The organism is Pseudomonas sp. GD03862, assembly GCF_029840855.1.
Lineage (GTDB): Bacteria > Pseudomonadota > Gammaproteobacteria > Pseudomonadales > Pseudomonadaceae > Aquipseudomonas > Aquipseudomonas alloputida.
Genome location: NZ_JAOCDI010000022.1, coordinates 79,474 through 91,887 on the forward strand (window position 1 = coordinate 79,474; position 12,414 = coordinate 91,887).

At 63.5% G+C, this 12,414-nt stretch carries 11 protein-coding genes; 9 read left to right on the forward strand and 2 right to left on the reverse strand.

The genetic code is table 11. The features are described from left to right. Window positions 1-12 precede the first annotated feature (12 nt). The 8 genes from N5D53_RS15890 to N5D53_RS15925 all read left to right on the forward strand — a co-directional run bounded on the left by N5D53_RS15890 (window position 13) and on the right by N5D53_RS15925 (window position 9,467). Complete coding sequence (locus N5D53_RS15890; RefSeq protein WP_279840543.1) at window positions 13-1,380, forward strand: PepSY domain-containing protein; 1,368 nt, start codon at window positions 13-15, stop codon at window positions 1,378-1,380. A gap of 204 nt (window positions 1,381-1,584) precedes the next feature. Then, complete coding sequence (cycA, locus tag N5D53_RS15895; RefSeq protein ID WP_104962631.1) at window positions 1,585-2,991, forward strand: D-serine/D-alanine/glycine transporter; 1,407 nt, start codon at window positions 1,585-1,587, stop codon at window positions 2,989-2,991. 250 nt (window positions 2,992-3,241) lie between these two features. After that, complete coding sequence (gene urtA / locus N5D53_RS15900) at window positions 3,242-4,507, forward strand: urea ABC transporter substrate-binding protein (RefSeq protein WP_003249642.1); 1,266 nt, start codon at window positions 3,242-3,244, stop codon at window positions 4,505-4,507. Window positions 4,508-4,647: 140 nt separating this feature from the next. Beyond that, entirely contained in the window at window positions 4,648-6,135 is a 1,488-nt protein-coding gene (gene urtB, locus N5D53_RS15905; protein ID WP_104962632.1) for an urea ABC transporter permease subunit UrtB, read from the forward strand. Continuing rightward, window positions 6,135-7,214, forward strand: coding sequence for an urea ABC transporter permease subunit UrtC (urtC, locus tag N5D53_RS15910; RefSeq protein WP_190869904.1), 1,080 nt, complete (start codon window positions 6,135-6,137; stop codon window positions 7,212-7,214). The genes urtB and urtC overlap by 1 nt, the downstream gene beginning before the upstream one ends. Further along, window positions 7,211-8,068, forward strand: coding sequence for an urea ABC transporter ATP-binding protein UrtD (gene urtD / locus N5D53_RS15915; RefSeq protein ID WP_010955450.1), 858 nt, complete (start codon window positions 7,211-7,213; stop codon window positions 8,066-8,068). Before urtC ends, urtD begins: the two co-directional genes overlap by 4 nt. A 153-nt stretch (window positions 8,069-8,221) precedes the next feature. Next, entirely contained in the window at window positions 8,222-8,920 is a 699-nt protein-coding gene (gene urtE / locus N5D53_RS15920) for an urea ABC transporter ATP-binding subunit UrtE (protein ID WP_104962633.1), read from the forward strand. Window positions 8,921-8,951: 31 nt separating this feature from the next. Beyond that, entirely contained in the window at window positions 8,952-9,467 is a 516-nt protein-coding gene (locus N5D53_RS15925) for a GNAT family N-acetyltransferase (protein ID WP_010955452.1), read from the forward strand. Window positions 9,468-9,610: 143 nt separating this feature from the next. Here the strand turns inward: N5D53_RS15925 and N5D53_RS15930 are convergent, their stop codons facing one another. Beyond that, window positions 9,611-9,916 (reverse strand): chaperone modulator CbpM, encoded by a 306-nt coding sequence (locus N5D53_RS15930; protein WP_020191746.1) that lies wholly within the window; start codon window positions 9,914-9,916, stop codon window positions 9,611-9,613. Between the two features lie 2 nt (window positions 9,917-9,918). After that, window positions 9,919-10,878, reverse strand: a complete 960-nt coding sequence (cbpA, locus tag N5D53_RS15935; RefSeq protein ID WP_019437188.1) for a curved DNA-binding protein — start codon at window positions 10,876-10,878, stop codon at window positions 9,919-9,921. A 164-nt stretch (window positions 10,879-11,042) separates the two neighbouring features. Here cbpA and N5D53_RS15940 point away from each other — a divergent pair, with 164 nt between their 5' ends. After that, window positions 11,043-12,314, forward strand: a complete 1,272-nt coding sequence (locus N5D53_RS15940) for an Hsp70 family protein (RefSeq protein ID WP_010955455.1) — start codon at window positions 11,043-11,045, stop codon at window positions 12,312-12,314. The last annotated feature ends 100 nt before the right edge of the window (window positions 12,315-12,414 follow it).

A 12,414-nucleotide genomic window follows, 5' to 3' on the forward strand; every position in this document is an offset into this window, starting at 1 on the left:
AAGGAGGTTCCCATGAGAGGAACACGCGTCTCATTCTATAACCTGGCCTGGCGTTGGCATTTCTATGCAGGGCTGTTCGTGGCCCCGTTCATGATCCTGCTGGCAATCACCGGCATCATCTACCTGTTCAAGCCCCAGCTCGACCCGCTGCTGTACCGCGATCTGATGGTGGTCGAGGCCGGCCACCACCGCCAGGGCGCAGACATGATGCTGGCTGAAGTGCGCCAGGCCTACCCCAAGGGCCACATCAGCCAATACCTGCCGCCACTGAATGCAGAGCGTAGTGCGCAGTTCGTGGTGCAGGACGGCGGGCGTGAACTGAACGTGTTCGTCGACCCATACAGCGGCAAGGTACTCGGTGAGCAGGATGGCAAGCAGAACCTGCAGGCCGTCGCCCGCGCCCTGCACGGCGAACTGATGGTCGGCACGGTCGGCGACCGGCTGGTGGAACTGGCTGCGGGCTGGGGCATCGTGCTGGTGGTATCGGGCCTGTACCTGTGGTGGTCGCGCGGGCGCAATGGCGCCGGCGTACTTTGGCCGCGGCTGTCGGCACGCGGCCGACTGCTGTGGCGTGACCTGCACGCGGTAACCGGCTTTTGGGGTTCGGCCTTGCTGTTGTTGATGCTGCTCAGCGGCATGACCTGGACCGGCCTGTGGGGCAAGCAGTACGCTGATTTGTGGAACCGCTTCCCGGCAGCCATGTGGAACGACGTGCCCAAGTCGGACCAGCAGGCGCGTGAGTTGAACAGCGCACACCGCCAGACCGTGCCCTGGGCCATGGAAAACACGCCGATGCCACAGTCCGGTGCACACGCCGAGCACGCCGGGCACCACATGATGTCGGACATGCCCGCAGCGCCCCAGGTGAGCGTGCAGCAAGTCGAAGACATTGCCACTTCGCGTCAGGTCGAGCCGGGCTACAGCATTACCCTGCCCACCACTGCCGACGGGGTGTTCACCATTGCCGTGTTCGCCGACGACCCGCGCAACGACGCCACCCTGCATGTCGACCAATACACCGGCAAGGTTCTGGCCGATGTGCGCTGGCACGACTACAGCCCGGTCGCCCGCGCCACCGAGCTGGGCGTGATGCTGCACGAAGGCAAGATGTTCGGGGCGCTGAACCAGATCATCATCCTGCTGGTGTGCCTGATGATTCTGCTGGGGTCGGTGAGCGGGCTGGTGATGTGGTGGAAGCGCCGGCCTGAAGGCGGCCTGGGCGTACCGCCTCTGCGTCATGACCTGCCACGCTGGAAGGCGGCGGTGGCCGTGATGCTGGTGCTGGGGGTGATGTTCCCGCTGGTGGGGGTGTCGATGGTGGTGATGTGGGGAGTGGATAGTTTGGTGGTGAGGCGCCGCCGGGTCTTGGCCAGCGCTTGAGCCTTGTGTTGCCTGTGCTGGCCTCTTCGCGGGTAAACCCGCTCCTACGAGGGACCGCGTTGCCTTTGTAGGAGCGGGTTTACCCGCGAAGAGGCCAGCACAGGCGAAATGCTGAGCCGAAAATGCAGAGTCGATCTGTCGCGCCCCGATCTGGAACGCGCGTGTTAGCCTAGCCGGCTACCTCTGACAAGAAGACTGCAGCCTATGACGCAAACCTCACCCATAGCGACAGATGAACCGCACCTGCAACGCAACCTGACCAACCGCCACATCCAGCTGATCGCCATCGGCGGCGCGATCGGTACCGGTCTGTTCATGGGCTCAGGCAAGACCATCAGCCTGGCCGGGCCATCGATCATCTTCGTCTACATGATTATCGGCTTCATGCTGTTCTTCGTCATGCGCGCCATGGGCGAACTGCTGCTGTCGAACCTGAACTACAAGTCGTTCATCGACTTTTCCGCCGACCTGCTCGGCCCCTGGGCCGGCTACTTTACTGGCTGGACCTACTGGTTCTGCTGGGTGGTCACTGGCATTGCCGACGTGGTCGCGATCGCCGCCTACACGCAGTTCTGGTTCCCCGACCTGCCGCAGTGGATACCGGCGCTAACCTGCGTAGGGCTGCTGCTGTCGCTGAACCTGGTCACCGTGAAAATGTTCGGCGAACTGGAGTTCTGGTTCGCCCTGGTCAAGATCGTTGCCATCCTCGGCCTGGTCGCTACCGGCCTGTACATGGTCATCACCGGCTTCACCTCGCCCAGCGGGCGCACCGCCCAGCTGGCCAACCTGTGGAATGACGGCGGCATGTTCCCCCATGGCCTGATGGGCTTCTTCGCCGGTTTCCAGATCGCCGTGTTCGCCTTCGTCGGCATCGAGCTGGTGGGTACCACCGCCGCCGAAGCGAAGAACCCGGAACGCACCCTGCCGCGGGCGATCAACTCGATCCCGGTCCGTATCATCGTGTTCTATGTGCTGGCGCTGATCGCGATCATGGCCGTGACCCCGTGGCGCGATGTGGTGCCCGGCAAAAGCCCGTTCGTTGAGTTGTTCGTGCTGGCAGGTCTGCCGGCGGCGGCAAGCATCATCAACTTCGTGGTGCTGACCTCGGCGGCTTCGTCGGCCAACAGCGGCGTGTTCTCCACCAGCCGCATGCTCTACGGCCTGTCGCAGGAAGGCGACGCGCCCAAGGCCTTCGAAAAGCTGTCCAGCCGTTCGGTGCCGGCCAACGGCCTGTATTTCTCGTGCACCTGCCTGTTGCTCGGTGCGGTGCTGATCTACCTGGTGCCGAACGTGGTCGAGGCATTCACCCTGGTCACCACCGTGTCGGCGGTACTGTTCATGTTCGTGTGGACGCTGATCCTGCTGTCATACCTGAAGTACCGCAAAGACCGCGCGGGGCTGCATCAGGCGTCGAACTACAAGATGCCGGGCGGGCGCTTCATGTGCTACGTGTGCCTGTCGTTCTTTGCGTTCATCCTGGTGTTGCTGAGCCTGGAAGCGGATACGCGTTCAGCACTGGTAGTGACACCGATCTGGTTTGTCGTGCTGGCGGTGACCTACCAGCTCGTACGCAGCAGGCGCCATCCCCGCACGGCTGTGCATAACGGCTGATCGCCTCGGGGGCTGTTCCCACGAAGGCAACGGTGTACGCCGTCCGCTGTGGGAACAGCCTTGTGTCGCGATGGGCCGCACCGCGGCCCCAATCCTGTGCACACAAATCCATCAGGCACCAACCTGGATCCAACCAACGCCCCAACACCTCGCACAGCCCCTCTAAACCGTACCTTTCGCCACTAGGCACAGCCCTTGCAACGCCCTCCCCGCTTGCCCAACACCATAAAAAACTCAGCGGAGAGAGCACATGAAGCGTCGCAGTCTGATCAAGGCCCTTACCCTCAGCGCATCGATCGCGGCGATGGGCCTGAGCTGGAGTATCCAGGCCGCCGAGACCATCAAGGTCGGTATCCTGCATTCGCTTTCCGGGACCATGGCCATTTCCGAGACATCGCTCAAGGACATGGCGCTGATGACCATCGAGCAGATCAACGCCAAGGGTGGCGTGAACGGCAAGATGCTGGAACCGGTGGTGGTCGACCCGGCGTCCAACTGGCCGCTGTTCGCTGAAAAGAGCCGTCAACTGCTGACCCAGGACAAAGTGGCCGTGGTGTTCGGTTGCTGGACCTCCGTGTCGCGCAAGTCCGTTCTGCCGGTGTTCGAAGAACTCAACGGCCTGCTGTTCTACCCGGTGCAGTATGAGGGCGAAGAGATGTCGCCGAACGTGTTCTACACAGGCGCCGCCCCGAACCAGCAAGCCATCCCGGCCGTGGAATACCTGATGAGCGAGGACGGCGGCAGCGCCAAGCGCTTCTTCCTGCTGGGCACCGACTACGTCTACCCACGCACCACCAACAAGATCCTGCGCGCATTCCTGCACAGCAAAGGCGTGGCCGACAAGGACATCGAAGAGGTGTACACGCCGTTTGGCCACGCTGATTACCAGACCATTGTCGCCAGCATCAAAAAGTTCTCCGCCGGCGGCAAGACCGCGGTCATTTCCACAGTCAATGGTGACTCCAACGTGCCCTTCTACAAGGAACTGGCCAACCAGGGCCTGAAGGCCACCGACGTGCCGGTGGTGGCCTTCTCGGTGGGCGAGGAGGAACTGCGCGGCATCGACACCAAACCGCTGGTGGGCCACCTGGCGGCGTGGAACTACTTCGAATCGGTGGATAACCCGGTCAACCAGAAGTTTGTCGCCGACTGGAAGGCCTACGCCAAGGCCAAGGGCCTGCCAGGTGCCGACAAGGCCGTGACCAACGACCCCATGGAAGCCACCTATGTAGGCATCCACATGTGGGCGCAAGCGGTGGAGAAAGCCAAGTCCACCGACGTCGACAAGGTGCGTGAAGCACTGGCCGGGCAGAGCTTCGAAGCCCCGTCGGGCTTCACCCTGACCATGGACAAGACCAACCACCACCTGCACAAGCCGGTGATGATCGGCGAGATTCAGGATGACGGGCAGTTCAGCGTGGTGTGGGAAACCGAGCAGCCACTGCGGGCGCAGCCATGGAGCCCGTTCATTCCGGGCAATGACAAGCGGCCAGATTACGCCGTGAAAGGTAACTGAGTGCATGGGGCTGCTTTGCAGCCCATTCGCGGGTGAACCCGCTCCTACAAGGACCGCGCAGGTTTCAAACCTTGCACCGTCTGTGTGTAGGAGCGGGTTCACCCGCGAAGAATCCAACACCGATTTCCAGGATTGCCCGCATGCTCAGACTCCTGCTCACCCTCCTGCTGCTAATCCCCCTGGCAACCCACGCCAGCGAGGGCGAATTCTTTCTCACCGCCAAGCCCGCCGAGCAGGCCGGCCTGCTCGAAGGCTGGGCAGCACAACCCGATGCCGCGCGCCTGCCACTGCTGGAAAACCTGCGCCAAGGCCGCATCGCCACCGATGACACGCGCAAGGTGCGCCTGAACAACCGCCTGCGCGGCCTGATCGACAACGCCCTGGCCAGCCACCAGTTGCTCAGCGACAACAGCGACACCCGCCTGGCCGCAGCCCAGCAATTACAGAAAAGCGCACAACCCGCGCAAATGGCCTTCCTCGACCGGCGCTTCGCCGCCGAGCCGGATGCCGCCGTACAGGCAGCCCTCGGCCTGGCCCTGGCCAACCTGCAACTGGGCGCCAGCGAGCCTGCGGTACGCCTGGCCGCCGTGCGCCTGCTGGGTGAAACCGGCGACCCGCTGGCCCGCACCCGCCTCGAAGCCCTGCTGCAGCCCGATGCAGAACTAGACCCGGGCGTGCGCACAGCCGCCGAAACGAGCCTGGCCCAGGTCAAGCGCAAACTGCTGGTAGGCGAACTGCTCGGCCAGGCCTTCAGCGGCCTGTCGCTGGGTTCGGTCCTGCTGCTGGCAGCGCTGGGCCTTGCGATCACCTTCGGCCTGCTTGGGGTGATCAACATGGCCCATGGCGAGATGTTGATGCTCGGCGCCTACAGCACCTACATGGTCCAGGTACTGCTGCAGCGCTTCGCCCCAGGCGCCATCGAGTTCTACCCGCTGATTGCCCTGCCGGTGGCCTTCGCCGTCAGTGCCGGGGTAGGCATGGCGCTGGAGCGCACGGTGATCCGCCACCTGTACGGCCGCCCACTGGAAACCCTGCTGGCCACCTGGGGCATCAGCCTGATCCTGATCCAGGCCATCCGCCTGCTGTTCGGCGCGCAGAACGTCGAGGTGAGCAACCCGGCCTGGCTGTCCGGCGGCATCCAGCTGCTGCCCAACCTGGTGCTGCCATACAACCGCCTGGTCATCATCGGCTTCGCCCTGGCCGTGGTGCTGCTCACCTGGCTGCTGCTCAACCGTACCCGGTTGGGTCTGAACGTGCGCGCAGTCACCCAGAACCGCAACATGGCCGCCTGCTGCGGCGTGTCCACCGGGCGCGTCGACATGCTCGCCTTTGGCCTTGGCTCGGGCATCGCCGGGCTCGGTGGCGTGGCTTTAAGCCAGGTGGGCAATGTCGGCCCGGACCTGGGCCAAAGCTACATCATCGATTCGTTCCTGGTGGTGGTACTCGGCGGCGTCGGGCAGCTGGCCGGTAGCCTCTGGGCCGCGTTCGGCCTGGGCATCGCCAACAAGCTGCTGGAGCCGCAGATCGGTGCCGTACTCGGCAAGATCCTCATCCTTGCGTTGATCATTCTGTTCATCCAGAAACGCCCGCAAGGCCTGTTCGCCCTCAAGGGACGGGTAATCGACTGATGAACCAGCCACTGCTTGTCACTGCTACGCAAAAGGCCGGCCCACGCCTGACCCTTGCCATCGGTGCCGTCGTCGTCCTGCTGCTGGTGGCTTTGCCACTGTGCTCACTGCTGCCGGCAGATCATGCCCTGCACGTGTCGGCCTACACCCTGACCCTGGTCGGCAAGATTCTTTGTTACGCCATCGTCGCCCTGGCCCTGGACCTGGTCTGGGGCTATGCCGGGCTGCTGTCCCTGGGCCATGGCCTGTTCTTCGCCCTGGGCGGCTATGCCATGGGCATGTACCTGATGCGGCAGGCCGCCGGCGACGGCCTGCCCGGGTTCATGACCTTCCTGTCGTGGACCGAGCTGCCCTGGTACTGGGCCGGTACCCAGCATTTCGCCTGGGCCCTGTGCCTGGTGGTGCTGGCGCCCGGGCTGCTGGCGCTGGTGTTCGGCTGGTTCGCTTTCCGCTCGCGGATCAAGGGCGTGTACTTCTCGATCATGACCCAGGCCCTGACCTTTGCCGGCATGCTGCTGTTCTTCCGCAACGAAACCGGCTTCGGCGGCAACAACGGCTTCACCAGCTTCCGCACCATCCTCGGCTTCGACATTGCAGCCCAGGGCACCCGCGCGGTGTTGTTCCTGCTGACCGTGGGCCTGCTGCTGGCCAGCCTGTACCTGTGCTGGCGCCTGACCCGCAGCAAGTTCGGCCGCCTGCTCACCGCCGTGCGTGACGCTGAAAACCGCATGATGTTCTGTGGCTACGACCCGCGCGGCTTCAAGCTGCTGGTGTGGGTACTGAGCGCCATGCTGTGCGGCCTGGCCGGTGCGCTGTACGTGCCGCAGGTGGGCATCATCAACCCCAGCGAGATGTCGCCGACCAACTCGATCGAAGCCGCCGTCTGGGTAGCCTTGGGCGGGCGCGGCACGCTGATCGGCCCGCTGCTCGGTGCCGGCCTGGTCAACGGCATGAAAAGCTGGTTCACCGTGGCCTTCCCCGAGTTCTGGCTGTTCTTCCTCGGCGCACTATTCATCCTCGTCACCCTGTACCTGCCCAAGGGCGTGGTCGGCCTGTTGAAGAAAAGGAGCCAGCCATGAGAGGCGTGCCCCCAGTCCACCCGGAGTTCATGCTGGAACCGGTATTCGACAACCTCGGCGCCGGGCGCGATGCCATCGGCCTGGGCCAAAGCCGCAAGGCCGGCCTGGATACCCGCCACGGTACGGTGCTGAGCCTTGAAGACATCAGCGTCAGCTTCGATGGCTTCAAGGCGCTCAACACGCTGAACCTGTACATCGGGGTGGGCGAGCTGCGCTGCATCATCGGCCCCAACGGCGCCGGCAAGACCACGATGATGGACGTAATCACCGGCAAGACCCGCCCCGACAGCGGCACGGCTTACTTCGGCGATACCCTCGACCTGACCCGCATGAGCGAATACCAGATCGCCCAAGCCGGCATTGGCCGCAAGTTCCAGAAGCCCACAGTGTTCGAGGCGCTGACCGTGTTCGAGAACCTGGAACTGGCGCTGAAGACCGACAAGTCGGTGTGGGCCAGCCTGGCCGCGCGCCTGAGCGGTGACCAGCGCCAGCGCATCGAGGACGTGCTGACCACCTTGCGCCTGCTGCCGCTGGCCCAGCGCCAGGCGGGTTTGCTGTCCCATGGGCAGAAGCAGTTTCTGGAGATCGGCATGCTGCTGGTGCAGGAACCGCAACTGCTGCTGCTGGATGAACCGGTGGCCGGCATGACTGATGCCGAGACCGAGTTTACCGCCGAGCTGTTCAAGGGCCTGGCCGGCAAGCATTCGCTGATGGTGGTGGAACATGACATGGGCTTCGTCGGCAGCATTGCCGACCATGTGACCGTGCTGCACCAGGGGAGCGTGCTGGCGGAAGGCTCGCTGGAGCAGGTGCAGGCAGATGAGCGGGTGGTCGAGGTGTATCTGGGCCGCTGACCGGATTTGAATTTTTGGCGCCTGTGCCGGCCTCTTCGCGGGTAAACCCGTTCCTACAGTGGGCGTAATGCCATGGGGCGGTTCCCGTCGTAGGAGCGGGCTTGCCCGCGAAGAGGCCGGCACAGGCACAGCATCCCTTTCAGGAACTCTCACATGCTCAAGATCGACACCCTGCACCAGTACTACGGCGGCAGCCACATCCTGCGCGGCCTGTCCTTCGAAGCCAAGATCGGCGAAGTGACCTGCCTGCTGGGCCGCAACGGCGTGGGCAAGACCACCTTGCTGCGCTGCCTGATGGGCCTGGTGCCCGCCCGCGACGGCAGCATCGAATGGGAAGGCAAGCCGATCACCGCGTTCAAACCGCAGCAACGGGTGCAGGCCGGCATCGCCTATGTGCCCCAGGGCCGCGAGATCTTCCCGCGCCTGACCGTCGAGGAAAACCTGCTGATGGGCCTGTCGCGCTTCCCCGCCCGTGAAGCCCGCGAGGTACCAGCCTTCATCTACGAACTGTTCCCTGTGCTGGAGCAGATGAAACAGCGCCGCGGTGGCGACCTGTCTGGCGGCCAGCAGCAACAGCTGGCCATCGGCCGCGCCCTCGCCAGCCGCCCGCGCCTGCTGATTCTCGACGAGCCGACCGAAGGCATCCAGCCCTCGGTGATCAAGGAAATCGGCGCGGTCATCCGCCGCCTGGCCGAGCGTGGCGACATGGCGATTTTGCTGGTGGAGCAGTTCTACGACTTTGCCGAAGCGCTGGCTGACCAGTACCTGGTCATGGCCCGTGGCGAAATCATCCAGCGCGGTCGCGGCGAAAACATGCAAGCCGAAGGTGTACGCGGTCTGGTAACCATTTAATCTGCGAGCAACGACCTTGCGAGACGCTGTCATGAGCTACGAAATTCGCGATGCCCTGCACACCGACGTGCCAGGCATACTCGACATCTACAACGACGCGGTGCTCAACACCACGGCGATCTGGAACGAAACCCCGGTGGACCTCGACAACCGCCAGGCCTGGTTTGAAGCGCGTGCGCAGCAGGGCTACCCGATTCTGGTGGCGGTCGATGAAACCGGCGTGCTGGGGTATGCCTCGTTTGGCGACTGGCGGCCTTTCGAGGGCTTTCGCCTGACCGTTGAGCACTCGGTGTACGTGCGCAGCGACCAGCGTGGCAAAGGGCTCGGGCCGGTGTTGATGGCGGCGCTGGTCGAACGCGCGCGCGGATGTGGCAAGCATGTGATGGTGGCAGCGATCGAGCGTGGCAATGCAGCTTCGGTGCGCCTGCATGAGCGGCTGGGCTTCGTGGTGACCGGCCAGATGCCGCAGGTGGGGGTTAAGTTTGGCCGCTGGCTTGATCTGACCTTCATGCAACTGGTGCTGAACCCGGGCGCCGAACCGACCTGAAATGCGGTCCATTGTGGGAGCGGCCTTGTGTCGCGAAAGGGCTGCAAAGCAGCCCCGGCAATTTTGCGGTGGAGCAAAGATCTCGGGCTGCTGCACAGCCCATCGCGACACAAGGCCTCTCCCACAGATGCCGGCAAGGCAACCTACATCTGAATAAACCGGCCCAGACGCTGCTTCAGCATGCTGTTCTCACTGCGCAACTGCTGCACTTCCTGCAACAGCTCCAGCGCCAGCGCCACCCCTTCCCACTCCAGTTCCAGCTCCTGGTGCAGCTTCACCGCTCGTTTGGTCACCAACGGCGCCTGATCGTCAAACAGCCAGTCCTCCGGCGTTCGCCCGGAAGGTTCGACAATGCCGTGCTCGACGATTTCGATCACGCATTCAGCCGTGACATCGGCTTCCTGACACAGGGTACGCATGTCCAGTTGAACGATCAGGGTGCTGCTCATGATCACTTACTCCATTGTGTCCTCGGGTTGAACGCAGCTTTCTCGGAAAGCTTGGTCCAGAGTTCGCGGGCAGATTCGTCCGACGCTGGTGGCATGACCACCTTGAGCTGCGCATAAAGGTTGCCGCGCTCTCCCTGCTTGTTCGCCAGGCCCTTGCCCGGTACACGCAGGCGCTGGCCGCTCTGGCTGTCAGGACGGATGGTCAGGTTGATCTTGCCATCCAGGGTCGGAACCGCCACCTTGGCGCCCAGGGCCGCCTCCCACGGTGCCAACGGCACAGTGATGATCAGGTCATGACCTTCGACATCGAACAGCGGGTGCGGTGCCATGCGGATGGTCAGGAACAGGTCACCGTTGGCCCCGCCACCGCTGCCGGGCGCGCCCTGGCCCTTGAGGCGGATGCGCTCGCCGTCGGTCACCCCAGCCGGAATCCTCACGTTCAAGGTCTTGGTGGTGAAGCCGGTGCGCTGGCCCATGGCATTGGTTTGCGGCACCTGGAAGCTGATCTGCTTGGACTCCTTGCTCAGGGTCTCTTCAAGGAACACTGCCAGTTCAAGCTCCACGTCCTGCCCCCGCCTGCCAGCACTGCGTTGCTGCTGCCGGGCGCCACCGAAGGGGTTGCCACCCGCACTGCGCCCACCGAAGATCGAGCTGAAGAAGTCGGAGAAGTCGCCGCCTTCGAAGCCGCCGCCACCGCCACGGTTTTCCCAACCCGGTGGTGCCTGGAACGGCCGGCCATGCTGGCCGCCGTACTTGCGAATTTCGTCGAACTCGGCACGTTTCTGCGCGTCGCCCAGCACCTCATAGGCCTCGTTGGCCTCCTTGAATTTTTCCTCGGCGTCGCGCTCCTTGCTGACATCCGGGTGATACTTGCGCGCCAGTTTGCGGTACGCGGCCTTGATCGCCTTGTCGTCCGCAGTGGGCTCTACGCCGAGTATCTTGTAATAGTCTTTGAAGTCCATTTATGGATCACCAATGTGAATGTGCATGTTGCAACTGAAGATAGGGGTCAAGCATAGCCTTTCAAGACCGACTTGGGTTTGCCTCAAGGCAGACGACTGGTCTTGATTCTGTAGCCAACTGGCATACACTGCGCGGCCGTTTTGCCTCCGGAAGCCCATTTCCCATGTCTGACGTATCCCCGGCCCGCGCCCTGGGCATCGACTTTGGCACCTCCAACTCCACGGTCGGCTGGCATCGGCCTGGCGTCGAGTCGCTGATTGCCCTGGAAGACGGCAAGATCACCTTGCCCTCGGTGGTGTTCTTCAATATCGAAGAGCGGCGCCCGGTGTATGGCCGCCTGGCGCTGCACGAGTACCTGGAAGGCTACGAAGGCCGCCTGATGCGCTCGCTGAAAAGCCTGCTGGGCTCGAAGCTGATCAAGCACGACACCAGCGTGCTGGGCAGCGCCCTGCCGTTCAAGGACCTGCTGGGCATGTTCATCGGCGAGCTCAAGAAGCGCGCTGAGGCGGCCGCTGGCCGAGAATTCGACCAGGTGGTGCTGGGCCGCCCGGTGTTCTTCGTCGACGAAGACCCGGCTGCCGACCAGGAGGCCGAGGACACCTTGGCCGAAGTGGCGCGCAAAATCGGCTTCAAGGACGTGTCGTTCCAGTACGAACCGATTGCCGCGGCCTTCGACTATGAGTCGAGCATCAGCCGCGAAGAGCTGGTGCTGATCGTCGACATCGGCGGTGGTACCTCGGACTTCACCCTGATCCGCCTGTCGCCCGAGCGCCATCTGGTCGCCGAGCGCCAAAGCGACATCCTCGCCACCGGCGGTGTGCACATTGGCGGTACCGACTTCGACAAGCAACTGAGCCTTCAGGGCGTGATGCCGTTGTTTGGCTATGGCAGCCGCATGAAGAGCGGTGCGCTGATGCCGACCAGCTACCACCTCAACCTGGCCACCTGGCACACCATCAACGCCTTGTATTCGCAGAAGTCACAGTTGGCGCTGGGCAGCATGCGCTATGACATCGAGGACAGCTTCGGCATCGATCGCCTGTTCAAATTGATCGAACAGCGCGCCGGGCACTGGCTGGCGATGGAAGTGGAAGCCAGCAAGATCGAGCTGACCGAGCATGACAGCCGCCACATCGACCTGCGCCGCGTCGAGCCCGAGCTGACTGCGGAACTGACCCGCACGCTGTTCGAAGAGGCGATCGAAGGACTGCTGGAGCGCGTGCGCGGTAGCGTGACCGAACTGCTGGCCAAGGCTGGGGTAAGCGAAGGCCAGGTCGATACGGTGTTCTTCACCGGTGGCTCCAGCGGCATTCCGGCGCTGCGCAACAGTGTTTCGGCGATGCTGCCGAATGCACGGCATGTGGAAGGCAATATCTTTGGCAGCATTGGTAGCGGGCTGGCCATCGAGGCGCGCAAGCGTTACGGCGCGGCCTGATTTGTCGATTAGCCTGTAGCCGCGAACGGGCTGGGGCTGCTGGCCAATCTCCACCAGTCGTTCACCGTTGCCGCCGCTACCGTATTCGCGGGTAAACCCG